Below are 25965 nucleotides of genomic sequence, written 5' to 3' on the forward strand. Positions count from 1 at the left end.
TTACCATTCACGTTTTACGACCATGAAAAAAATCATCAAATACATCATAACAGACATACTGCGCAATAAGATCATTCTTTCTTATACCGCTTTTCTATTGGCTATATCGTTCACCATCTTCAGCCTGGAAGATAATAGCACAAAGGGATTGCTGAGTTTGCTGAATATTGTATTGATCATTGTGCCGCTTATCAGCATTATTTTCTCAACAATCTACATTTACAACAGTGCTGAGTTTATAGAGCTGTTGGTAAGCCAGCCACTGCAACGGAAAAAAATATGGCTGGGACTTTTTACAGGGCTGGCCGGTTCATTTACCATTGCATTTCTGATTGGCGCAGGCATTCCCATTATTCTGTTTGAAGCAACGGCAGTAGGGTTTATGATATTGGCAGTTGGTATTTTGTTGTCCATCATATTTGTAGCAATAGCGATGCTTGCAGCTGTAAAGATTCGGGACAAAGCCAAAGGCATTGGCGTGACTATTCTCCTTTGGTTGTATTTTTCTTTACTCTTCGACGGGATCGTTTTGTTCCTGTTGTTTCAATTTTCAGATTATCCCATTGAAAAACCAATGATTGGAGTAAGCATGCTAAACCCAATCGACATTGGCCGTATACTCATACTTCTTAAAATGGACGTATCGGCGCTTATGGGGTACACCGGAGCTGTTTTCAAAGACTTCTTTGGTACAACCGCGGGCATGATCACATCCTTCCTCGTACTGGCCATGTGGATGATTTGCCCCCTATTAATTTCTCTTAGAAAATTTGATCGGAAAGATCTTTAGTTTTATCTATCGTCAATAATATGAAACCCGACATAACAACCCGTATTGATATTGAAAAAATGGTCGATCTTTTTTATCAGAAAGTGACAAAGGACGATCTGCTCAGTAGTTTTTTTGCAAAAACAAACTGGGAAAAACATCTTCCGAAAATGTATGGTTTCTGGAGCAATGCAATTTTTTACTCTGGTGGTTATACAGGCGATCCACTTACAAAACATAAAAAGCTTCATGAAAAACAGCCTTTAAACAAACGCCTTTTTAATCGCTGGGAGGAATTGTTTTTTGAAACAGTAGATGAATTGTTTGAAGGTCCGAATGCAAACCTGGCAAAGCAGCGTGCGGAAAGTATAGCGACGATAATGCAGATGAAAATATTATAGAATTGAAAATTGAAAGTTGAAAGTTGAAAATTATTAGAGAATGATTGGCTGGCTTTCAGCTAGAACTATCATTTTCAATTTTCAACTTTCAATTGATAGTCTATTTCTTCGGTGTCAACACACCATCAATCACATAAATAATACCGTTAGATGCCGGAATGGTTGCAAGTACATTTGCAGTACCGTTAACCATTATTTTATCTCCTTTCTTGGAAATGGTAACGTTACCACCATTTACCTGCCCTAAAACCTGGCCATCGTTTAGTGCTTCGGGTTTGTATACACCAAGCGATACATGGTACTGAAGAATGTCGATCAGTGCATCTTTTTTCTCAGGTTTCAACAGATCATCCAGCGTGCCTGCGGGCAACTTTCCAAAGGCGTCGTTTGTGGGTGCAAATACTGTAAAAGGACCAGCATTGCTCAAGGCATCTACAAGACCTGCTGCCTGTACAGCTTTTACCAATGTGGTGTGGTCTTTACTGCCGGCAGCAACTTGCACAACATTTTTTTCTGACTGATCATCCTTAACGCCAGACTGGCCGGCGGTTGTTGGTTCTGGCGATGTAGTTGTCGCTTGCTCTGTTGTCTTATCTGCGGGTGCATTGTTGCAACCCCATACGAAGAGTAAAGCAGCGGCAAAAAGGGGGGCGAAAAACTTTTTCATATAACTTATGAGTTTTGCGCAATCTAATGGATGCTGATTATTCAAATTATGACTGCACTCATAAGGCAAAACGCTTAACGCAAAACGCCCAACGCAGAGTCTCCGCGTTGGGCGTTTTGCGTTAAGCGTTTTGCAAGTTATTACTGCAAAGTTGCCAAAACTGTTACACCGCCTTTCACCACTTCATTTAATTGAACATTTACTTTTGTTCCCAAAGGAAGCAGCAAGTCTACACGGCTACCAAATTTAATGAAGCCATATTCTGCAGCTTGTGCCACTGGTTGGCCAACTTTCAGGTAGTTAACAATGCGTTTTGCAAGCGCACCGGCAATTTGTTTTACAAGAATTTCAGTATTCCCTTTTTTAATCACCACGCTATGTCTTTCATTTTCAGTAGATGATTTTGGGTGCCACGCTACTAAATATTTCCCTTTGTGATATTGATTATAAATTACTTCACCGCTTATTGGGTTACGGTTCTGGTGCACGTTAGCCGGACTCATGAAAACGGAGATCTGCAAACGTTTATCATGAAAATATTCTTCGTCAAAAACCTCTTCGATCACAACTACTTTTCCGTCAGCAGGGCAAACAACCAAATTTTCACCGGTTGTGAGTACGCGATTAGGAACACGGAAAAATGAAATAAGAAACAGAAATGTGCCCAATGTAATAATGAAGATCAAAAGGCTAACAATGGGAAGACTGGAACTAATGAAATAGAACGATAAAAGGTTAAGTACGGCAAAAACAATGGCTCCAATGGCTATGGATTTGTATCCTTCTTTGTGTATATGCATGATTACGATTAAAAGGCAAAAGTAACAATTGAAGCTTACTTTACGAAAAAGAGTGTTGGGTATGTACAGGTACGGTGTAAGGTATACGAAAGTCGCCACACTGTTATTTTCTAATGAATTTCGTATTTCGTACAGACTGCATCCACTTAGCTCTTTCATAAACCGCAAAGGACACAAAGGAAGCAAGGTTGTAAAGAATTAAGAGGATTATTGTCCCGTTGAAATAAAAAACCGCCTCCATTTGGAGACGGTCCTTTTATCAAATTATTTGTGTTGTAAATACTATGATTTTGGTCTTTCCAACAATTTGAAGAATTGGTCAAGTTGTGGAAGGATAACGATTCTTGTGCGACGGTTTGCAGCTTTACCATCTGCGTTATCGTTACTCATAACTGGTTTGTATTCGCTACGTCCTGCAGCAGCCATTTTAGCCGGGTCAAGACCGTATTGTTTTTGCAATGTGCGCACAACAGTTGTAGCACGCAATACAGAAAGATCCCAGTTGTCTTTAATCAAACCGTTTCCACGGTAAGGAACGTTATCAGTATGTCCTTCTACCATGAACTCGATATCTGGCTGAGCTTTCAACACAGTAGCAACTTTACCAAGAACAGTTTTTGCCTGGTCAGTGATATCGTAGCTGCCGCTTTTGAAAAGAAGTTTATCAGAAATATCTATGTAAACAACACCTTTATCAACTTTGATGTTGATGTCTTTATCATCAAGATTACCAATGGCACCTTTCAGGTTCATTACCAATGCCATGTTCAAAGAGTCTTTACGAGCAAGAGACGCTTGCAAATCCTGGATGTAAGCGTCTTTCGCGCCGATGTTATCCATAGACTTTTTGATGCTTTCTGCCTGTGAAGAAGAGATTACAGAAAGATCCTGCAATTGCTTTATCGCTTGTGTATTGTTTTCTTTCAGGAATGCAATTTGTTTGTTTAAATTGTCATTCTCCATTTTAAGACTGTTGACTTGATTTAGCCCAGCGCTTTTATCGGTCAGGCACATTCTTAATTGGTTAGTTAAAGAATCATTCTGTGCGCTAACACGAATGTAGTTGTCGTGTTCTGCTTGCAATTTCTTTTTGCTTACGCAGGAAAACAAGGTTACAGAGCTTAATGCGGTCAATAAAATAAACTTAGTTTGCATAATCGTGTTTTTTAGAATAACTACGTTTTTGAACCTAACGGTAAATCGGTCGGCAACAAAAGTATAGCAACAAAATAAATACCGTGCCACAAAGTTCACTTTTTAACAGTTTAAGCCCGAAGTTTCTGTAAAATCCTCAAGTTTACACTTATCGCATTAGATTTTATACTTATAAAACTCGCCTATCTTACAAAATGTACATCGTTTATTTTTTGTTGATCTATCAATTGTTGCAGCCTTGGCTGTGTCTTCAGGCGCTTATCCATTTGGTTTAAAACACTGTCCGAAATAAACCAGTTCATCGCGTATGGTCCTCTTGAAAGTGTATCACTATCAATTGTCGGGTCATTATACAAGTGTATCGGGTAATAAACAGCGTTTGAAATACTGTCTCTTCGTGGTTTAATATTACCGATAAAACTGGCCAGCCTGCGATCGTTTACCGTTGTTTGCATGTCATACGCACCTAAAATAGTAAGCAGCGGTGCCGATAGATCATTCTTAAACGGCGTTACTTCCTTTAGAACTGCATCTCCTTGTGGGCTATTCGTAATATGCAACACAACGAGTTTCAATTTTTTTATCCGCGCTTTCAACACGGGATCACTAACGGTATCGGCCGTGCGTAATATGCCGCTTATCATTTCCTGCACCACACCTGCACCGGAGTTGTCAAAATAACCGCCATCAACAAAGTAATGTGCCCTGCTGCTGTCCTTTACTTTGTCCTTATTGCTGTTAATCCTGCTATCTTTTTTGTCGATCTCGCCTTGTTGTTTTGGAATCAATTCATCTATTCTGCCGGCGGGACTTACATAAGGAAATCTTGCACCAAGAATAGCCGCTGAACTCAAGCGTATAGACTTATCATTCTCTAAGAGCGACAACACATCCAGGCGTTTGTTAAAAACAGGATCGTTCAATTTTATGGTACAAACTACGCCTGGTGTTCCGTCCTGCACACGCGTAGTATTGATGCATAACACGGGAAGGCCGGAATAAGTATTTTGCTGCGTTACGCACTGCGACATGTTGGTGGAATTGAAACGAAGGCGATAATAGGAAGTGTCTGCGCATTCTTCAAAACCGTTTTCAAGCGCCTTCGCTCTGTCTCCAACTTTTGTTAACCGAACCACATAGTTTATTACCGGTAAGTAGTTGAAATAATCCGGCCCGAGCATATGTGCCAATGTATGCGTAAGAAAATCCTGTTTGAGATAGTTCCTTGCAGACTTTTCAAACTGAGGTTGCAACGGAACGTCTTTCGAATGTTTTATTAATGTGAAAAAAGAAGCTACACCAACGCCGCCTCCCGAAGTGCCCGACAAACAAAAGATGTGTGAAGAAAAACGATTGTTAGGTGTTTGCGCGATAGATGAATCCTCCAATCTGCCAAGTACAGAAGCTACCCAATAACCGGATCTTGAAGCGCCACCATTTGCCAATACGAAATAAACTGGATAGACGCTTGCGCTGTCAATATCGTTATGATGTTGCAGCCACGACATGAAATGCTGATCGATCGATTCTCTGTTTGCATAAGAAACAAACGATGCGTCTTTGGTAAGAGACACTTGCCTTACGAAATGATTTTCCGGAGTGGGCAACAAAGCTGCTAATGTGAATATGATGAAATGAAGATTGACTTTTGTTTTTACAGAAAACATTGTGATTATATTTCCGAATCCCAGTAACATCGCAAAAGCCAATAGCACCAAAGGAAATGGCCCAATGGTCACCGCAAATTTATAGGAGAGTATGGCGGCAAGATAAATGATCAGCCCGGCTAACGAAAAAATATTGAACCATTTAAAATAACCAATCTCCACGACCGGAACGTTCACATAGCGCATTATCTTTTTCATTACGCGGTTCAAAAAACCGTCTTTCTGCAACATTTGTTTTTGTTGCGCATCTGTTCTTTCCAGATCATTTCTTCGAAGATTGATGTAAAAAAAATAAACAAGCAGGCCAAGCAAAAGTAAGGCAAACACGGTTCTGATGCTGTTATGAAAAAAAGGAAACTGAAACACAACGAGCAAAACTATGAACAGAATTCCTGTGATATTAAATAGGCCGCGAATCAGTGCTGGCTTTTCTTTGCTGAGTTTTATAAACCGGCTGTCAAATAACCAGAGAAGTAAAAGGCATACAAAAAGTATAACGAAAGGGCTTACTTTGCTGAAGAACAAAGGATGTAAAAGATGTTGGAAAGCGAGGATCAAAACAAGAAAACAGGCATAACCAATGATGCGTGGAAAATGATCCAGAAAAGAAAGCTTCACTTCATATTTTTCGCAGCATTGCTCCTCCGTTAATGATTCATCAAATTGCTGCACATAGCCAAGCTGCTGTGCTTTTTTCATATAGGCGATGATTCGCGAAGAATACCACGAGACATACACCCAAAAGGCAATAGCGATGAAGAAGTATGTTTTTACCAGAAGGTTATCCCCAAAAGAATGGACGTTGCCGTCGTTTTTCACATTTTCTATGAACGTGATGATGACATCTTTTCCTTGTCCCAAACCGATAAAAATGAACATCACAAAAAGAATGAACAATATCGAAGGGAAAAAGAGCCAGATTGATTTTAATAAATTGGAAAGGATTGCAATGGCTTTGCGGGGAGTGGATGGCATAATGGTTAGTTATGCACTGTAAAATACAGAATGCTTACGGCTTTTGCAAGCTACATGCGGGATGTACGAAGTACGGTGTACGAAATTCACCGGAGTGTTACAATTGAGTGAATGTCGTACACCGTACATCTAACATCGTACGCCTTGCTAATCGCATTGTGACAAAAACCATTGCGTACCTGACTTACCCCAACTTGGTGAGAGTTCTGTTGCGGGAACAAACCTCGCATACATTGCCAGCGCCTTTTCGAGGTAAGGCTTTGCTTTTTCCTTACCACCACCAAATACTTTTGGAGTGTAGAATGTATTTTGTCCTTGCAAATAAACAGGTCTTGGATTTGTTGAATCGAGCTGCTTTGCTTTTTCAATATAGTTATCGGAAACCTTGCCGTACTTCATGTATCGGCCGGGGGGATTTACTGTCATGTGCGCTGTAGCGATCATGCTTTTGATCACGCATATTTCGGAGTTTTCATTTCCTGCCAACTCTTGTGCTTTGGTAAGCAGGCTGTCTGCTTTATCAGCAATAACATCCACTTGTTTTTTGTCTTCACGCATCAAAGCATCCATGATGGTGCAATAAGATGCGTAGTAATAAGGAAGCCATTGTGTTTTTTCTGCGTTCGCTATGCGTTCAAAATTGTTAGAGAGATCAATGATCTTTCCATTTGATAATGCAGAATCGAGCATTGAAATGTTTTGTTTCATTGCCGACGTATATCTTTCACTCTGACTGAATGCTGCTACTGTGGCAACAATTGCAAAAATGGTGAGGATCGTTTTTTTCATTTTTATGGTGTTTGTTTTTTTAAAGATTATTATTGATTACATCCTCCGTCCTGTCAATTCCAAAGCTAATGAAACAGCCTAAAAAGTAAAACCTTCCTGCCGGCGGCGTTACGGCAACTTTGTTCATTCCGTTGGCTGAATAATTGTAATTATATACCAGCTTGTTTCCCAAAACATTTGTTGCTGAAAGCACCCATACAATAAATGTTTTCGAATCTTTCTTTCCCAGCCTCGGTAAATAGTTCACACTAAAGCTCAGGTTGTTGTACGTCACTGTTTTTCCCTGATCAGCAATGTAATATTTTCCTGCGCCATCTGCCATTAAGTTATAGTAAGGCCTTCCGGTGGCGAAAGTGTAAGAGGCGTTAAATTGTGTTTTCCAATTCAAAACAAATTTCTTAACAACGGCAGATGCAGTGTGCGTCGCTGCAAAGTTTGGTGTCATTGACTTCGGATAGTTCAGATAATCGCGTTTTGTATCGAGATAGGAATAAGATAGCCAGTAGTCAAAATTTTTCAGTGATTTTTTGTCGCGCCAAAAAACTTCAATTCCTTGTGCATAGCCATAACCGAGGTTGTTTGTATCGGGAACTGTCTTTAAAAGGTCGTTGTACTTTTTATAGTAAGCTTCTACACGAAAAGTGTGTTCGCTTGTGAGTTTCTGATAATTGAGAATGTAGTGCGTTGCTTTTTGATATAGAAAGTTGTTGTTGAACAGTAGATAGTTGCGCTCAGGCTTTTGATAAAACATGCCATAGGCAAAAGAAACTTGCCCTTTGTTTCCTATTTTATAAGCCATAGAGGCACGGGGAACGATGTTTGATTTGTTTAGGTAAGATGAATGCTCGTAACGTGTTCCCAATTTCGCCGCAAGATCGTTGGTAATGTAGATATCAGTTTCGGCAAATAGTGCCGTGAAATTATCAATATAACTACTTAACGCATGCTTAATGGTATCGTTTGAATAGTCCGTATTCTCTTTGTTCCACAAATATTCACCGCCAAATCTTACCGCACTGATGCCGCTAAGATGTTTCTCCAAAACTGTTTTCACCGTTGCCAATTGGCTGCGTGAATCTACTTTGAAAGCTTTCTGCAGGTAAGGATAATAAGGAATGTGTTGGTTTTCATTATCCTGGTTTTGCAGGTCGGTATTTACATTGTCAAGGTTATGGCTGTAGGATGTGCCGATATTAAATTTCCAGCCTCTACCCAACACTTCTTTATAGGACAAATTCGCATATTCATTATTGTTAAACAGTCCGAAAGCATTTTTAAGTGTTGAGGAATCGATATCCTGATTTCTCAAACCCAATTGGTTGTAGTTGAAATATCCGTAAAATTTAAGCATTCCTGTTCTTGATGTCTTGATTCTAAAGTTTCCCTCAGCATTATGGTACAATGGAACTCTAAAGTAGTCGGGCTTTTGGGGAACAACGGCAAAATATGGAAGCAGGTTGGTATAGTTATAGTTAATGCCCCAACTTGCCTTGTTATTTTTCGCAAGCTTTTGATAGCCGGCATTCAGGCCCACAGTTGACAGTCCGAAATTCGCAGAAGTTCTTTCCGGTAAATCCACCGTTTCAAGTATTAATGCTGCAGATAATGCCTGCCCGTATAAAGCAGAGTAACCGCCAGATGTAAATACTGTTCCCTTAAACAGGAATGGATTGAAACGGCCACGCTGTGCAATATCAGGCACGCTGCTGAAAAAGAAATTATTTACCAATGTACCGTCAATGAAAATTTTTGCTTCTTCACCGCTACCACCGCGAACGAACAGACCTTCCTTTTCACCGACCTGTTGTGTGCCAGGTAATGTACGTATCGCTGCTGTTACGTCTGCGTTTGCGCTTGCTGTTGTAACAATGTCAATGGAGTTTAAAACAGTGGTACGTTTTGAATCGCTTGCTTCAAAAGAGCCGGCAGTTACCACAACTGCTTTTAGTTCATCGAGGTTTTCCTTAAGCATTATGTTGACAGGCATTTGGCCGGCATGGAGGTTAATGGTTTGTTCCCATGCTTTATAACCAACACAGGTTACTGCTAATATTTTTTCGCCTTTTTCAGGAGTGGAAAAATTATAATGTCCGGAAGAATCAGATGTTGCACCATCATAAGTGTCTCGTAAAGTAATGCTGGCGCCGGGTATAGGTTTGCCTTTGTAATCCTTGATAACACCGGATAAGGTGGTTTGTGCAAATGAAAATGCAGAAAGCAAAAGAAAGGTTAATGTGATAAATGTTTTGTTCACGGTGGCGTTATTTGAATACAAAAATAATTTCGCTTATAGGGTATGTCAAATTCTTTACCGAAATTTCGCCGATAGCTGACCGAGGGCAAGAACGCGGAAGTTGGCACACAGATGACACGGATTAGACAGATTTACAAGGATTTTTTCCTGGATACAAACTCGCAAATTATTCTTTCGATAAGATGGATGTTCAGTGTTTTCAGCTGGTCTTTGGTTCAACTATTAACAAAAGATCAGTGTAAATCTGTCTAATCCGTGTCATCTGTGTGCTATCTCTTTAAGCGCAAAAACCCTGTTTTAAACAAAACAGGGTTTATTCCAACTTCAACCTCGCCGGCCAACCTACATAGCTCGGCGGCTGGCAAGTAAAAAATATTTAAAACAATTGCTCCAAAACCAGGAAAGGCGAGTGTGAATGTTGTTTACTCACTTCTTCACATTTTGCTACACTGTTAGTGGTTGCATTTTGTAAAGATGAGTTAGGGTCGGCTTGTGTGGTGCTTGTTTTAATGTTAATGGTACTGTCTATTTTAATATCTACTTTCTTTTTGTTGTTGTGATAACGATAGCTTCCTGTATCTGTTGATGGTTTTTTGTCTGGATGACTGTTTTTATTATTGTCATTATTATCATCATCATCACTTGCATCAATTTCAACTTTGTCTTTGTCGATCTTCATGTTGAAACGACCGCTTTTGCGATTGTTTTTTTTGCTTCTTTCCGAAACTCTTTCGAGGCAATTTTCTGTCATTATATATTCCACATTGCTTTTCCATTTGCAGGAGTTGCTCAGGTCTTGATCATCAAATTCTACATTAATGCCTTTTCTACCGCTGCGTTTGTCGATGTCTATATTGAACCATTCGTAATCATCAATGCTTTCATCCATTTCGATTCGTTTTCCTACAGGCACTTCCACAATCAAAAGCACTTGCTGGTTGCGAAACTTATCATCTCTTGTTACTGCGAAACCTTTTGGCAATGAAATGATAGAGTCCTGCTGGTTTACATCGAATCTGATGTTGCTCGCCAGCTGTTTAGCTCTGTCTATATTCGGGCTGCGGCTAAAGCGCACTTTGTAAATGTGATAAGATGAATCTTTACTTTTTATTACATTGATACGAACAGTTCTGAACATGATAGAATCATTTGACAATCCGAAGAAAGGTGCGTGATTCATGTCTGCTCCAAACCAGTTGTCATCATAGTAAGTGCCCGGTTTCACATTTGCCTGGATAAACATTTTGCCGCTTGTAGGCTGCGTAATATCTAGCGTTTCATCAACACCCGATCTTGATTTAAAGTCGTGTGCTAAGTTGGCGATCAAAATTATTCCGGCAATTAAACCGATCGTCCACAATGTTCCGAAAACAAAACCAAGATAGTGGCGGCGTGAACGAACACCCATGATGCGTCTGATCAACCATGTGATAATCGCAACCAGAGGCAAAGCGAGAAAAAATGCCAGAACAAGCCACAGAAGGAAATTTTCCCAGAAACCTTCGAAGATGAAATGCTTCATCGGATACACTGATATTCCACCGAAAAACAATCCTATCAATACTCCAAACAATGACAGCGCTATAACTCCCGCGATAAAGAAGAAGACTACTTTGAACAGCGTTCCTATTACTGATCCTAAGTCACTTCCCCTTTTTTTTAAAGTGGGGGCTGCTTCTGCGCCAAAGTCTCTGGCACGGCTGCCCGCTGTAGAACCAAATTCTTTCGCTCTTTCGCCTAAATTCTGAGCTGCTTCTTTCACTTCGCTCCCAAATTTTTCAGCACGTGTTTTCATACTCGCAAGGTCATCATTCACAGTGTTGCGGATGGTGTTCAGGTCAACTTTTTCGCCGCGCATTTCCAATTTCTCAGATGCTGAAGTTGCATAGGGAACAGCGATCCACAAAATGATGTACGTAATAAACAGTGTGCTGCCAAGGGAATTGGTTATAATACGTGGGCCAAAATGCCAGCCCCAGTTCCAATCCCAGAAAAATGCGTGGAAACTGCTGGAAATAATGCCGATGATGAATGGCAATGCGAAGATCAATCTTGGGATCCATGAATCGATATGGAAGTAAGACGCAAGGCCACCGCATACTCCACCAATTACTTTATCATCGGCGTTACGAAAAAGTCTTTTGGTGATACTCGATTGAACTGATTGTGATGGCACGATCACCCACAATAAAATATACACCCAGAATAATACACCGAACAATAAAGCGAAAATGATACGAACAATTACAGGATCGAGGTGAAGGTAGTTTGCTATTCCGCTACATACACCACCAATGATCTTGTCATCTGCATTGCGGAAAAATCTTCCTCTGCTATAAGGCATTGTTGGCGCCTGTGGTTGCTGCTGATAAGTGTTTTGCTGCTGTTGATTTGTATTTGCGTTACCTGTAGTTGTTGCAGGCTCTGCGTCAATTGCATCAAAATCTTCAGGGCGACCTATACTTGCCATGATAGAATTAATATCGTCATCGGTTATGCAGTTTGCACCACGTTTCAGGCGATCGCTAAACAATTCTGCAACGCGGCCCTCAATGTCGTTGATGATTTCATCACGTCCGTCTTCGTTAGCGAAGTATTTGCGCAGGCTATCTATATACTGCTTAAGAATATCATAAGCAGATTCCTCGATAGGTATTACCCTTCCCTGGAAGTTTATATTGATAATCTTTTTCATCTTTTAGGTATTTTGTAGGTTGTTATTAGTTGGTGTTGGTATTATCTGGAACTGTAGGAAGCGATTCATTCTTGTTGGTAAGTTTGTTGACCCCGTTGGCCAATTCGTTCCATGTAGTTTCCAGTTCTTTATAAAAGGTCATCCCTTTTTCTGTGAGGCTGAAATACTTTCTCGGTGGCCCCGAGTTGCTCTCAACCCATCTGTATGTTAGCATTTCTGCGTTTTTCAATCTGGTGAGTAAAGGGTAAAGGGTTCCTTCCAGAATTTGAAGACCTGCTGCCCTCATTTCATCCACAATATCGCTGGGATATGCTTCACCCCTGCGAATGATGGAAAGGATGCAGAATTCCAATATGCCCTTTCTCATCTGGCTCTGTGTGTTTTCTATATTCATGATCTTCCTGTTTTGTACAGATAAAAATGGCGAATCAGGATAAGGTTTTGTTGATAAGGTCAATGTTCGATCGCCATTTATATCTGCTTTGTGATCTTTTGACAACACAAACATAGGTAAAGTTTTAGTACTATGCAACACATAGTACCATGTTTTTTTCAGTAATTTTTAATGGAAGGAAGTGTATATAGCATAAGCAATTGATTTTCAACTGTTAATTTTTTGAAATATTTTTTAAAAAATTTTTCCCGGGATAATCCTACGGTTTTGTGCAAATGCCGCAACGTATCATGAGAACTTTAAGAACGCTTTTTATGACTTTCGATAACACTAAACTGTAAACGAAAATGTTGGATCGCATTTTGGTAGTACTATTGCAAAAGTTTTGTGTTTGAGAGAAGTGAAGTCAGAAGAAGTTTCTCTTCGCACCGGGATTTTTAGCATTGTAGAGCGCTTGCGAATAGAAACTTCATATTTCTTTATAATTTCGAATTTTTTTTAAGATGAATAGTAACCAGACCCGCCTACCTGAAAATGATGAAATATCGTTGAGCTCAATGCTGCAAACAGGACGATATTTATTAGAAAAGTGTTTTGATTTGTTTTTCCTTTTTTTAAAGGAATTCAAGAAAATCTGGCACATCATTTTGATCTCTGTTCTAATTGGCACGGGCATTTCGTATTTCTTTTGGGTATATCGTGAAAAGAATTCTGTAAAAGGTGTTCAAATGCTGGTGGTTAATAACATAATGCCCAAATATGTTTATGGGCAAATCATTGACAATCTGAACACAATTATGGCCGCACACCGCCCAGATCAAATTTCAAAAGAGTTGAAGGTTGATAGCAGCGTGGCTGAAAACATTGTAAGCGTGAAGGCATTGAGCATGCAGGGAGAACCATTGTGGAAAGATCCGTCTCCCAAAACCGATGAGGTATTCAAAATTATCGCTCAGGTAAAGAATACCCGGATAAAAGATACGCTGCAAAGCGCATTATTGAATTACATGAATTCAAGCGTTTATTTGGCTCGCGTACAACAAACGAAAATGGAAATTGCATCACAGAGGATATCATCGTTTGACAAAGACATTGCAACACTGGATTCTTTGAAAAAGACGTTTTTAAAACGTGCGACCCAGCCCGGTAGAATGGGAGATAGTATTGGCATCGTTGATCTGTTTGTTAAGGCAGATCTGTTGTTGGACAAAAAGGATAGCTATTCGGAATATATTAAGACCAAATACCAGCCCCTCATGTTGATTGATGGTTTTAAAGGTGGGGCGCCCCTCACACAAGAACCATATTTATTGCCATTATTAATCAAAAGTGTTTTATCTGGATTGCTGGCAGGCATCTTGTGCTGCCTGATTATTGCGCTTGTAAAAGCGGGGAAAAACTATTTAAACACTAGTATGAACCAATAGCAAACCTTGGATAATAATTTCTAAAAAAAAATTGCAATGGTTGATTCAGATGGTAAAATAAATAAGTATTTGCCCTTCGCTGTGCTTTACTTTTTTTTTAATAGTCTTTTATTGCCGCTTGGATTATTATACACGACGCTTTTAACGCCGGTATTTATCTTGTGGCTTTACAAATATCCCGTTTTCAAATATTTCTATTTTTTTGTGGCACTGTCGGTGGTATTTGCTGTTGTTCATTTTTTTAATGGAGTAAGTTTTGCCGGTTACACCAAATCATATGTTTTAATTCTTTCGGTATTCTTTTGGTGCATGGCATTTTATCAGTTCCTGCTGAATTGCAATAGTCTGCAGGGAATATTCAATAAGCTGATCATAATTAATTTTTTTCTGGTGCTTCTTGCACTGGCGTTTTATTTCGTTCCTTTTTTGAAGCCAATATTGTGGTATAAAAATAGCCTCACCGCGGGATCCGGCAATGTGTACAGACTGAAGCTATTCACTTATGAAGCTTCCTATTATTCGTTGTTGTTGGTTCCGCTGGTATATTATTATTATTTGAAAATATTATTTTTTCGCACGGGAAGTAACATGTTGATCTTTTGCCTTGCCACACTACCCATCTTACTTTCGTTTTCTTTTGGTGTACTTGGAGGAATTGCTTTAGGCTTTGTTCTTCTATTGGTGTCAGACGTCAAATTGTTTTACATAAAGAAGATAAAATATATTTTGATAACGGGTCTTGTTGTGCTCCCCGCTGTATTTTTTATTCTCTACTATATTTTTCCCAACAACGTGTTGTTTCTTCGAATTGGCAACATCATTGGTGGTAATGACACTTCTTTTAACGGCAGAACAAGCGATTCAATAATTCTTGCATACAAAATTGCAAGGGACAAGAACCTGTTATTCGGGTGTGGGCCAGGCCAAACGAAGTTAATTGGTGCAGATTTTTTCAAGGAATTCTACCACAGATATTTTGCAGAAAGCGAAGTGGTTCTTCCCAACAATGTTGCTGATATATTGGCTGCATATGGACTACTGGGCGTTTTGCTTAAATTGGGCGTCGAGTTTTATTTATTCTTCAAAACCCGTGTATTTGACAACTATTACAGACTGGGACTTTTCATTTTCATTTTCATTTACCAGTTTACAGGAAGTTTTATTACTAACATTGCCGAGTACGTGATTTGGATTTTAGCATTTACTGCGCCTATTTTTCCTGAATTTAATAAAAGAAATGTTTTTCCCGATTACTACAATAATGAATTGATACGGAATGCGTAGATAATCCAGTTTCTCCTATGCAACGTTTGCGAAGCTATTATTAATGTATTTGTGATGAATTTACGATTTAAAGCAGATGAAGATTTTATTTATTACAAGGGCCACTATTTATACCAACAAAGGCGGAGACACTGTTCAAATTACCGAAACAGCAAAGCATCTTTCTGCAAGAGGCGTGCATGTTGATATTAGGTCGTGTACTGATAAAATCGACTATTCATCTTACGACCTTCTTCATTTTTTTAATATAATACGGCCTGCGGATATCCTGTCGCATATTAGAAATTCCGGAAAACCTTTTGTAGTATCCACCATCTATGTTGAATATGCTGAGTTTGAAAAGAAAGCTCGGACAGGATTAATGGGAATGTTATTCAAGTTCTTTTCGGCTGATTTTATTGAGTACCTGAAAGTAATTGCAAGAGCCATTATCAAAGGGGAAAAAATTGTGAGCCCTGTGTATCTGTTTTGGGGACACCGAAAATCACTGAAGTTCGTAATTGAAGAAGCTTCACTATTGCTTCCCAATTCTAATAGTGAATACAATCGATTGGCAAGAAATTATAAAACAACTCAAAATTATTTGGTTGTTCCAAACGCGATTAGTACAGCATTATTTTTGAAAAATTCATCACCTGCAAAAAATGAAAAACTCGTATTGTGTGTAGGACGAATTGAAGGATTAAAGAACCAGCTCAATTTAATTAAAGCCCTAAATGATACTGAGTACCAATTAATCATTATAGGAGCTGCTGCAACAAATCAGCTTGATTATTTTGAGCAATGCAAGGCAGCTGCATCTGCGAACATTTCGTTTATTGACAATATACCTCAGCAGCAGCTGGTTCGCTATTATGAGGAGGCAAAAGTTCATGTCCTTCCCAGTTGGTTTGAGACAACTGGATTGAGTTCTCTGGAGGCAGGCGCAATGGGCTGCAACGTGGTTATTACAGACAAAGGCGACGCTAGTGAATATTTCGGTGACCTGGCATTTTATTGTGATCCGGCATCGTCGTCGTCAATTTTTAAAGCGGTAGACGAAGCGGCAAAAGAACCGGTTAAGCAAGCATTACGCGAAAAAATTATTTCCAACTACACATGGGAAATTGCCGCATTGAAAACTGAAGAGGCCTATAATATCGTTTTACAAAAAAGTATTGATTATGCGAATCGGAATAATTGGAACAAGGGGAATACCCAATAGACATGGCGGGTTTGAACAATTTGTAGAATGCGTGGCTCCCGTTTTGGTGGAGAGGGGACACGAGGTTTTTGTATACAACTCTTCATTGCATCCTTACCAGGGAAATGAATGGAAAGGTGTCAAGATTATTCACCAGAGCGACCCCGAAGATAAATTGGGGTCAGCAGGCCAATTTATTTACGACTTGAATTGTATTCTTGATTCCAGAAAGCGGAACTATGATATTATTTTGCAACTTGGCTATACCAGCAGCAGCGTCTGGAGCTTTTTATATTCCGGGAAGTCTGTTCTGATCACTAACATGGATGGCCTGGAGTGGAAAAGAAGTAAATATTCCAAAGCGGTTAAGCTTTTTTTGAAATCTGCGGAAAGATGGGCGGCATTGTACAGCGACTATCTAATTGCTGATTCAAAGGGCATTCAAAGCTATTTGTGGGACAAATACAAAAAGCAATCTGAATTTATTGCGTACGGCGCTACACCAATAGCGACTTCGAGCGAGGCAGTGTTGAAACCATACAATCTTGAGAAATATAAATACAACATGCTGATCGCGAGAATGGAGCCCGAAAACAATATAGAAGCAATTATCAGAGGCCACGTTAAAGCGGCACACAAAGTTCCTCTCGTGGTAGTAGGGGGGCTTAACAATCAATATGGCAAGCAACTAAAAGAAAAATACGAGTCAGCTTTCATTATTTTCACGGGTGCCATTTATGATCTGGATACTTTGGATAACCTGCGTTTTTACTCAAATTTGTATTTTCATGGACATTCCGTGGGGGGTACCAATCCGTCATTGCTTGAGGCAATGTCGTCGAACGCGTTGATTGTTGCAAATGAAAATATCTTTAACAGGTCGGTATTGGGAGATGACGCCTTTTATTTTGAAAATGAAAATGACGTCGCTTCTGTGTTGGACAGTGAATTAAAGAAAGAAGATAATCTTCAAATGCTGTCGGAAAACCAGGAAAAGATTCTTCTTCATTATTCGTGGACACAAATAATAAATAAGCTTGAATTATTTTTAACCAATTCCTTGAAAACGAAATCTCATTAATAAACAACGTCATAGCTTTGAGAATGAATGTCAGGAAAAATCTTTTTTATAATGCTTTGCTCGCTGTTTTTAACGTTCTCTTTCCCCTGGTTAGTTTTCCGTATGCATCGAGGATTTTGGGTCCTGACGGCGTAGGGATATCCCAGTTTGCCTTGACATTCACTCAATATTTTGTAATCGTTGCAGCACTGGGAATACCGGTATATGGAATAAGAGAAGTTGCGAAATACAGGTCAAGCAAAATCGAGTTGTCAAAACTCTTTTCCGAATTATTTTTCATTAATGCGATAGCCAGCATCGGTTTGTTTGCTGTTTACCTGGTGTTGATTTTCTCGGTTACATTTTTTGCGATTAATACATCTCTCTATTTTTTTTGCAGTGCGAATATTTTACTTGGGTTTTTAAATATAGATTGGCTGTATTCCGGACTGGATGAATTTAAAACCATTGCTGTACGCTCGATGATCATAAAGCTAATCAGTTTGGCTGCATTATTTGTTTTTGTAAAAACGCCGGATGATGTTCTTCGCTATCTGATTGTTCTAATTTTTTCGATCGTGGGTAACCAGATTTGGAATACGCTACTGATTAAAGGTAAGGTGACGTTTGTGTTCCGGCAACTGAATTTTAGAAAACACATGAAACCGTTGTTTTTAATTTTTGCCACAGTACTTGCCATCAATATTTACGGAATGCTTGATATTGTATTGCTTGGTTTTTTTTCCAATAACAGGGAAGTGGGACTGTATTCAGCAACAGTGCGTATTGTAAGGACAATTGTTCCCGTTATAACCTCTCTGGGAACCGTTTTGATTCCATCAATGTCTATAGCAATCGCTCAGAACGAAAAAAGTAAGTTTGAAGAAATGGCGAATAAATTTAGTCATGCCATTTCTGTGTTTAGTATTCCAGCGGCGGTAGGTACCTATATTTATGCACCTGAAATTATACGGGTGATTTCAGGAAATAATTTTATCGATGCAATTCCAATGATGCGAATGGTCGCATTTGTAATTGTTCTATCGCCCTTTCTATCTCTATACGCAATGCAGGTTTTGATGACTTCCAACAAGAACAGGGAAATGCTTATTTCCATCTTATCGGGAGCTGTTTTTTCAGTGGTTTCCAACATCGTTGTAATTCCTTTTTTGGGCGGCCTGGGCTCGGCGATATGTATCGTTACTACTGAATTGCTGATAATAATTATCGCTTATCATTTTGTAAAAAAGGATTTTGCTATCAAAATAAATGCTCAAACAATCTTTGTAAGTCTGCTGTTTTCAGGCTCTTTCGTTTTAATCGCATATGCATTAAGAAGGGTTCTTAGCAAAGATTTTATCATTTTGGCAGCGGGAATATCCGCTTCAGTTATAGTTTATTTATTGCTTCAGTTATTTGTGGCAAAAGACGAATTGGTATCAGGAAGCCTGAACAAATTTTTAAGAATTCGAAATTCATAAAAAGGATGAATCACACGCTGGTCATTACATCTGCAGTATATGTGAATAGCAATTTTACAGTTTTGACAGATGCTAAAAAGAGGTTGGAGCAATATGTTGAAAGCATAAAATTTTATTTGTCATCAACGCAAATAAAGAACATCATCATTTGCGACAATAGCGGATTCGACTATTCCTCTCGTCAGGATCTTGCAACGTTGGCGCGGGAAAATGACAAAAGGCTGGAATGTTATAGCTTTCACGGCGACAAGGATAATATCTTCAAAAAAGGAAAAGGTTACGGTGAAGGCGAAATGCTAAAATACCTTTTCTCAGAAAGTAAACTACTCAATCAACAAGCGTCATTCTGCAAAGTAACTGGAAGATTGGTCGTAAATAATATTGATCAGGTACTAAAAGCAATAAAGAAGGATCAGAATTATTTCCAGATCATTGGGCTCAATCCATTTAAAAAAAGAGACAAAATAGATACAAGATTTTATCATTGTAAGACAAAAACTTTTGTCGATTATCTTATTAATGAATATCCAAAGGTTGATGACAACAGTGGCGTTTACCTGGAACATCTCTATTATAATGCCCTAACTTTGCACAGGAGATTGTTCCGGAATTTTAAGACAATTCCAGATTTTGAAGGTGTTTCCGGAAGTACGGGACTGCCTTACAAAAGAACAAAGTTCAAATTGTTTATTCAGAAACTTGCTAATAAAGTTCTGGCACATTAATCAATAATTCACTTTTACTATACTGAATGCAAAATCCGTTAGTTACGATCATAACAGTTGTTTACAATGGCGAGGATTACATTGAACAGGCGATAACCAGTGTACTTCAGCAATCATATCCCAATATTGAATATATCGTTGTTGACGGCTTGTCTGCAGACAATACAATGCCTATTGTGAACAGGTACAAGGACCGCATTCAAAAAATTATTTCGGAAAAGGACCAGGGAATCAGCGATGCCTTTAATAAAGGAATAAGGCACGCGACGGGTGAGATAATAGGTATTTTGAATGCAGATGACTGGTATGAAAAAGACACTGTTGAAAAAGTTGTAAACGAAATAGGAAAAGCAGACATAGCTTATGGAGACCTGAGGCTTTGGAAAAACAATGCCTTTGACTCTATTTTTTGCGGCAATCACAACCTCCTTAAAAGGGAAATGTCAGTGAATCACCCCACTGTATTTATCAGGAAACACTGCTATGAAAAGTTCGGCGTGTTTAATCTTTCTTACAAGTATGCAATGGACTATGAGCTGTTGCTCCGATTTATGCTTAAAGGCTGCACCTACAAATATATACCATCAGTCCTGGCAAATATGCGCTGGGCCGGCGCGAGCGACAAGTATTGGTATGATGCTGTTAAAGAATTGAGAAAGATCAAAGACATTTATTTGTCGGACGAAAAATTACGACACCAGCTGTTCTTCGTAAAACAGACAATCGCAATTGCAGCAGCAAAACTGTTTCAGAAGTTGGGACTAAATTCGGTCGTGAAATTTTATCGATCAAGATTTTCTCCGATCAGGAAAAAATATTCGGATTGATTTCCTTCGTGCTGCCCGCCAATGCCTCTGCCATTACGTATGAAAAGCGTCAGGTCTTACGGCCGGACGCAGCTTAAAAGCATTTAATATATTTATATCTTTATAAAATGAGTCTGAACTCCTGGCGTGACAAGCTATTTGTAAACGCATTGTGTTTAATTGCTTTCATAATCCCTTTTCCATTCTACCTTGGAGCCATATCGGCTTGGATATTGGCGCTGGCTTGGTTGATTCAGGGAAACTTCGCTGCAAAAATTCAACGCCTTTTAAAGCCCGGATACCTGGTTTGGATAGTTTACTTTGCGTTGTTTGGGTTGAGCTATTTTTATAGCGATAACAAGAAAGAATCAACCGTCGATATTGTGTCCAAATTAACTTTTGTAATCTTTCCCATTCTTATAGGAACAGGAGAAATCGATAGAAAGGCACTCGAAAAAATATTTATCAGCTTTATTACCGGCGTTAGTTTGATTGCCCTTTTCTGTATCATTCATGCGTTTTACCTGTTTAACAAAAATGGCGACGCCAGTCAATTTTTTTATCACACCCTAGTGAGCATGCTTGATGCGAACGCGGTGTACATGTCGTTCTACACAATTTTTGCTTTGTATTTGTTTGTCAGCTTCAGATTTACATCGGTTTTCACAAAAAAGAGAAAAGCATTTAAATGGTCGGTATTCAGCTTATTGCTTGTCTTTTTTATCCTGCTATCCTGCAGGCTTCTCATATTCTTATTCGTTCTGTACCTTGGATTAACTGCTGTTAAATTTTTGTTTAGAAACCCAAAGAAATACTTGCTTAAAATAAGCATTCTTGCTGTTGTAGTGGGCACATTTTGCAGTATTATTCTGTTTACAAAAAATCCAATTAAGGAAAGATACCTGTTAGTTGCAAGGGGTAACATGGATCTGGTATTTCAAAAAGACTTTTCACACAAAGAGTTTGTATTAGATAACTTAAATGCCCGGCCATTAATCTGGAGGGTTGCCATTGAAAACATTGTAGAGAAAAATCTTTGGTGGAAAGGCTGCGGCAACGGCGATATCAATGATATTCAAAATGAAAAGTACCTGCAACTTGGTATTCCAGGATTTAAAAAAGAAGATGGTTTTCAGTCTCCTTTGTACAATATTGCGATCCATAATATGTACTTGCAAACGCTTGAAATGATCGGTATTCCCGGACTTATATGTCTTATTCTGATCTTGGCCCTACCATTTTTTTCTATTAGGTACGTTAAAAATAAAGGGATCTTTTACATTTTTCAGTGTACCGGTATTTTATTCATGATGCAGGAATCCGTTTTGCAAACACAGGCCGGCATTGTTTACTTCGTATTTTTCTCCATTCTTTTTTGGAACTATTACTATTTGCAAAAAAATAACAAAGAAACTCCTTTTGATGCAACGGTTTAGTATTTACTGTTGTCAGCTAGGTGTTAGATATATATCGTTGACACTACCCACTTTGTGGTATTGTTATTGATATATTATGGGATATATTTGCGGCGCTTGCCATTATCCTGATTGACCAACAAAACCTTGTCTGATAACATGAACATTGCACAACAAAAAACTGGAAAAGTTTTAAGAACGGAGTTGACAACTGTTAATAATATTAGAAGGCAAACGCCCTATGCCCGTATCAAAAAGAAACACCTTATTGCTAAGAGAATTTTCGACATAGCATTTTCTTTAGTAGTGATTACGTGTTTGTTATCATGGCTGTTGCCCCTCTGTTTTATTTTGATAAAACTAGACTCCAGCGGGCCGGTCTTCTTTCGACAAAAAAGAGTTGGTTATAAAGGAAGGTTATTCAGCTGCCTGAAATTGCGCACAATGGTAGTAAATAATTTTGCAGATATTAAACAGGCGACAGATGGCGATGCAAGGATAACCAGAATCGGTCGCATCTTCAGAAATACCAACATAGATGAGTTACCACAGTTTTTTAACGTTTTGTTTGGAGATATGAGCATCGTAGGCCCCAGGCCGCATATGACAAAAGACTGCCAGGATTTTTCGAGCGTTGTTGCCAGCTACGACTTGAGACACTCGGTTAGACCAGGCATTACAGGAATGGCCCAGACAAAAGGGTTTCGCGGACCTACAAACGATATGGAAAGCGTTGTTTTAAGGTATCAGTGGGACATTTTTTACGTGCGCAACATTAGTTTTTTTCTTGATTTGAAACTGATCAATCTGACCTTTCAGCAAACGTTAAATGCGCTATTGAAACGGAGGAATGAAATCGAAGAGACTGAAAATAAGCTTACAATCTCGCCAAAACCGGAAATAGCACGGGTTAGAGAGGTGAGCAAGAAAATGGTGGTTTGATTTTCTACATAAGATTTTAACTTTTTTAGTAAAGTCCGCTTTTAAAGGGTAGTGCGCAAAAAATAAACGACTATTTTTGCACACTCGTTTGAAAGCGGGCTTTTTTTATGAATACACATTTGTCAGAACAGGAAATCATTCGCAGGGAGAAATTGGCAAAACTGCAAGCCGCGGGCATCGACCCGTATCCGGCGCCGTTATATCCGGTTAGTCATTTTTCAACGGATATAAAAAACGATTTTACTGAACAGAATAAGGAAAAGTACAGCTCAGTGTGCGTTGCCGGGAGGATCATGAGTATTAACGACAAAGGCAAGGTTTTCTTTATTAAGATACAAGACAGCAAAGGAATCATTCAATTATATGTAAAGCGTGATGAGATCTGCCCGGGTGAGGATAAATCTTTCTTTGATAACGTGGTAAAACATGGCCTGGACCTTGGTGATATTATTGGTTCCACCGGTTATGTATTCATTACCAAAACCGGCGAAACATCCATCCACGCCCAAACAATCACCTTACTTACAAAATCACTTAAACCGCTTCCGGTGGTAAAACGTGATGAAGAAGGTAATGTGTTTGACGAAGTAACGGATCCTGAATTCCGCTATCGTCAGCGTTATGCAGATTTGATTGTTAATCCTTTGGTGAAAGATACGTTCGTTAAAAGAACGGTATTGATGAACACGATCCGCGAATTCCTTAACGGACAAGGGGCACTTGAAGTGGACACGCCTGTGCTGCAAAGCATTCCGGGTGGTGCTGCGGCAAAGCCGTTCATCACTCACCACAATGCGCTGGACATGCCTTTGTACCTGCGTATTGCAAATGAGCTTTACCTGAAAAGGCTGATCGTTGGGGGCTTTGACTGGGTATATGAGTTCAGCCGCAACTTCCGCAACGAGGGTATGGACAGAACGCACAACCCTGAGTTTACAGTACTTGAATGGTACACCGCATACAAAGATTATTTCTGGATGATGGAAATAACAGAACAGCTTTTTGAAAAAATTGCCCTCGCATTACATGGTACAACAGAAGTACAAGTAGGTGATAAAATAATCAGTTTCAAGGCGCCGTTCAAACGCATTTCTATCTATGATGCTATAAAAGAACATACTAGTATTGACGTAAGCGCAATGGACGAAGAAGGTTTGCGTGGTGCTTGCAAGCAACTTGGTTTGCACGCCGATCCAAAATTTGGTAAAGGCAAACTGATTGATGAGATCTTCGGTGAAAAATGTGAGGACAATTATATACAGCCAACATTTATTATCGACTACCCGGTTGAGATGAGTCCGCTTACCAAAAAACATCGCAGCAAAGCCGGACTGGTAGAGCGTTTTGAGTTAATGATCAATGGAAAAGAACTGGCAAACGCGTACAGTGAGTTAAATGACCCTATCGATCAGCGTGAACGTTTTGAAGATCAGGTGAAATTGATGGAGCGCGGCGATGATGAAGCAATGTATATCGACTACGATTTCTTGAGAGCACTTGAATACGGTATGCCGCCTACAAGTGGTATCGGTATTGGTATTGACAGACTTGTAATGTTGATGACCAACCAGCCCTCAATTCAGGATGTATTGTTCTTCCCTCAGATGAGGCAGGAGAAAAGTGAGTAAATAGTTCATTTGTTTATAGTTGTTAGTTGCTAGACTTTAAGTTCGAACATATTGTCTAACAGCTAACAACTTTTTTATTTACGCTCTCCGAAGCTTCAGGCTCTGCAAGGCTTGTAGCCTTGCAGCATTATTTTATCGCCTTTGGCGATAGTAAAGTTGCCAGAGGCAGCAGAATAAAACTCCGAAGCTAAAAGCTTCGGAGAACAGAGCAATGCGGCTCATCGCCTAACGACTTTTCTAAACAATTCTTCTACTCTCAAAGTCTCTCGAAATCACTACCACTCCCGGCGTTTTTCCTTTTTCAAGACTGCCCATTTTACCCGCCAATTGTAGTGCTTCTGCACCATTCAAATTCCCCATTTGCAAAAGAGTGGTCAATGGAATATTGGGGAAAGCCTCATGCAGGGTTTTTATTTCTTTAGCAATATTGAGTTGCCAGTTGCTGCTGTAGCTGTCGGTTCCCAAAACCATGCGGCAATTATGCTTGATGAACATATCCAATTGTGGCAACCTGTTTTCAATGTATTTGTTTGCATTCGGGCAAAAACAATACACCAGTTGCAAACCATTTTGTGCAGCATGATTGTTGGCGAATACAATGTCTTCTTCCTGCATGTAAGTGTTGTGTACAAGAAAAATAGTTTGTCCGTTATTGAAGTGTGGCAAATAAGATTGAATAGTGGATTTGCCGGTTACAGGAAACGGCGATTTCTCAACGCCAAAGTTTTTATACAATTTGAGAAAATCTCCCTCACCGGTTTTGTATAAAACATCCTCTGCAATGCTTTCCTGGTTGTGTATGGAAATGATCTGATCTTTCGTAGCAGCATTGATCATGTCAAACGTTTTAGGGCTAATGCTGTATGGTGAATGTGGCGCCAGTGAACTTTTGCCGATTAGCTCTTGCTGAAATGTTTGCAAAATATTTTTGTAGTTGGCCATGTTTTCTTCTGCACGTGCATCCGAAAAGCTGAGCACCTCTATAAAATTTTGCCAGTAAATATTGCTTCGTTGTTTCGTTGCGATCGCATCTGTGGTATTGCCAATATCGCCAACGGCAACAGTCCCATTGTTATACATTTCCTGTTCTGCTCTTGTAATCGCGTCTGCAATCATTTCTTTTTCAAAACCACGTTTTTGTATAACCGAAATTAAAAAATCAACAAGCCCTGTGTGTGGAGGAATCACATCTTTCAAATGGCTGAGCTCCAAGTGACAGTGACAGTTCACAAATCCCGGCGCCAAAGTGCCCTCAAAAACCTGGATATCGTCGCCCGCTTCGCCGACGGGAACAATGTCCTGCACCTCGCCTTTTTCACTGATTATCAATGCATGATCGCCTGCTAGCATTTCTTTTCCTGTAAATAAAAAATCACCTTTGAATTTTTGATAACGCATGCTTTAATTGAATTAATTTTGCAAACCTTTAAAAAAGGCTGAACGGTTGA

General features: G+C 39.3%; 22 protein-coding genes. 13 read left to right on the top strand and 9 right to left on the bottom strand.

The features are described from left to right. Positions 1–22: 22 nt before the first annotated feature. Both QJ048_RS10720 and QJ048_RS10725 read left to right on the top strand, forming a co-directional pair. Positions 23–790: an ABC transporter permease subunit gene (locus tag QJ048_RS10720; protein WP_282334343.1), complete on the top strand. Its 768-nt coding sequence runs from the start codon at positions 23–25 to the stop codon at positions 788–790. Positions 791–810: 20 nt separating this feature from the next. After that, the gene (locus tag QJ048_RS10725) at positions 811–1170 is read left to right on the top strand and encodes a group III truncated hemoglobin (RefSeq protein WP_282334344.1); all 360 of its coding nucleotides are present in this window, start codon (positions 811–813) and stop codon (positions 1168–1170) included. Between the two features lie 100 nt (positions 1171–1270). Here QJ048_RS10725 and QJ048_RS10730 read toward each other — a convergent pair whose 3' ends face one another. From QJ048_RS10730 to QJ048_RS10745, 4 genes are all read right to left on the bottom strand, one after another. After that, complete coding sequence (locus QJ048_RS10730; protein ID WP_282334345.1) at positions 1271–1837, bottom strand: fasciclin domain-containing protein; 567 nt, start codon at positions 1835–1837, stop codon at positions 1271–1273. A gap of 140 nt (positions 1838–1977) precedes the next feature. Continuing rightward, positions 1978–2637 (bottom strand): phosphatidylserine decarboxylase family protein, encoded by a 660-nt coding sequence (locus QJ048_RS10735; protein WP_282334346.1) that lies wholly within the window; start codon positions 2635–2637, stop codon positions 1978–1980. 282 nt (positions 2638–2919) lie between these two features. Beyond that, entirely contained in the window at positions 2920–3792 is an 873-nt protein-coding gene (locus QJ048_RS10740; RefSeq protein WP_282334347.1) for an OmpA/MotB family protein, read from the bottom strand. A 182-nt stretch (positions 3793–3974) separates the two neighbouring features. Continuing rightward, positions 3975–6338, bottom strand: a complete 2364-nt coding sequence (locus QJ048_RS10745; protein ID WP_282334348.1) for a hypothetical protein — start codon at positions 6336–6338, stop codon at positions 3975–3977. Between QJ048_RS10745 and QJ048_RS10750 the strand changes: the two genes are divergently transcribed. Then, positions 6331–6456: a hypothetical protein gene (locus QJ048_RS10750; protein WP_282334349.1), complete on the top strand. Its 126-nt coding sequence runs from the start codon at positions 6331–6333 to the stop codon at positions 6454–6456. The two genes, QJ048_RS10745 and QJ048_RS10750, sit on opposite strands and share 8 nt — an antisense overlap. 125 nt (positions 6457–6581) lie before the next feature. On the opposite strand, the gene QJ048_RS10755 is transcribed toward QJ048_RS10750, so the two are convergent. From QJ048_RS10755 to QJ048_RS10770, 4 genes are all read right to left on the bottom strand, one after another. Further along, the gene (locus QJ048_RS10755; RefSeq protein WP_282334350.1) at positions 6582–7223 is read right to left on the bottom strand and encodes a hypothetical protein; all 642 of its coding nucleotides are present in this window, start codon (positions 7221–7223) and stop codon (positions 6582–6584) included. Between the two features lie 19 nt (positions 7224–7242). Further along, on the bottom strand, positions 7243–9477 hold the full coding sequence (locus QJ048_RS10760) for a TonB-dependent receptor (RefSeq protein ID WP_282334351.1): 2235 nt from the start codon (positions 9475–9477) through the stop codon (positions 7243–7245). A 376-nt stretch (positions 9478–9853) separates the two neighbouring features. Next, the gene (locus QJ048_RS10765; protein ID WP_282334352.1) at positions 9854–12172 is read right to left on the bottom strand and encodes a PspC domain-containing protein; all 2319 of its coding nucleotides are present in this window, start codon (positions 12170–12172) and stop codon (positions 9854–9856) included. 25 nt (positions 12173–12197) lie between these two features. After that, positions 12198–12680 (bottom strand): PadR family transcriptional regulator, encoded by a 483-nt coding sequence (locus QJ048_RS10770; protein WP_282334353.1) that lies wholly within the window; start codon positions 12678–12680, stop codon positions 12198–12200. 533 nt (positions 12681–13213) lie between these two features. On the opposite strand from QJ048_RS10770, the gene QJ048_RS10775 reads away from it, so the two are divergent. The 10 genes from QJ048_RS10775 to lysS all read left to right on the top strand — a co-directional run bounded on the left by QJ048_RS10775 (position 13214) and on the right by lysS (position 24517). Continuing rightward, entirely contained in the window at positions 13214–13993 is a 780-nt protein-coding gene (locus QJ048_RS10775) for a hypothetical protein (protein ID WP_282334354.1), read from the top strand. A gap of 36 nt (positions 13994–14029) precedes the next feature. After that, positions 14030–15277, top strand: coding sequence for a hypothetical protein (locus QJ048_RS10780; protein WP_282334355.1), 1248 nt, complete (start codon positions 14030–14032; stop codon positions 15275–15277). A gap of 175 nt (positions 15278–15452) precedes the next feature. Continuing rightward, positions 15453–16481 carry a glycosyltransferase family 4 protein gene (locus QJ048_RS10785; protein ID WP_282334356.1) on the top strand — a complete coding sequence of 343 codons (1029 nt, stop codon included), beginning with the start codon at positions 15453–15455 and terminating at the stop codon, positions 16479–16481. Beyond that, complete coding sequence (locus QJ048_RS10790; RefSeq protein WP_282334357.1) at positions 16441–17541, top strand: DUF1972 domain-containing protein; 1101 nt, start codon at positions 16441–16443, stop codon at positions 17539–17541. The genes QJ048_RS10785 and QJ048_RS10790 overlap by 41 nt, the downstream gene beginning before the upstream one ends. Before the next feature lie 23 nt (positions 17542–17564). Further along, positions 17565–19001: a flippase gene (locus tag QJ048_RS10795; RefSeq protein WP_282334358.1), complete on the top strand. Its 1437-nt coding sequence runs from the start codon at positions 17565–17567 to the stop codon at positions 18999–19001. A 5-nt stretch (positions 19002–19006) separates the two neighbouring features. Then, positions 19007–19726 carry a hypothetical protein gene (locus tag QJ048_RS10800; protein WP_282334359.1) on the top strand — a complete coding sequence of 240 codons (720 nt, stop codon included), beginning with the start codon at positions 19007–19009 and terminating at the stop codon, positions 19724–19726. Between the two features lie 26 nt (positions 19727–19752). Continuing rightward, complete coding sequence (locus QJ048_RS10805) at positions 19753–20553, top strand: glycosyltransferase family 2 protein (RefSeq protein WP_282334360.1); 801 nt, start codon at positions 19753–19755, stop codon at positions 20551–20553. A gap of 107 nt (positions 20554–20660) precedes the next feature. Further along, positions 20661–21968: an O-antigen ligase family protein gene (locus QJ048_RS10810; RefSeq protein WP_282334361.1), complete on the top strand. Its 1308-nt coding sequence runs from the start codon at positions 20661–20663 to the stop codon at positions 21966–21968. 138 nt (positions 21969–22106) lie between these two features. Next, positions 22107–22889 (top strand): sugar transferase, encoded by a 783-nt coding sequence (locus tag QJ048_RS10815; RefSeq protein WP_282334362.1) that lies wholly within the window; start codon positions 22107–22109, stop codon positions 22887–22889. 107 nt (positions 22890–22996) lie between these two features. Continuing rightward, complete coding sequence (gene lysS, locus QJ048_RS10820) at positions 22997–24517, top strand: lysine--tRNA ligase (RefSeq protein ID WP_282334363.1); 1521 nt, start codon at positions 22997–22999, stop codon at positions 24515–24517. Between the two features lie 237 nt (positions 24518–24754). Here the strand turns inward: lysS and QJ048_RS10825 are convergent, their stop codons facing one another. Next, complete coding sequence (locus tag QJ048_RS10825) at positions 24755–25915, bottom strand: amidohydrolase family protein (RefSeq protein WP_282334364.1); 1161 nt, start codon at positions 25913–25915, stop codon at positions 24755–24757. Positions 25916–25965: the final 50 nt, after the last annotated feature.

The sequence above is a fragment of the Pinibacter soli genome (assembly GCF_029961145.1).
GTDB classification, from domain to species: domain Bacteria; phylum Bacteroidota; class Bacteroidia; order Chitinophagales; family Chitinophagaceae; genus Pinibacter; species Pinibacter soli.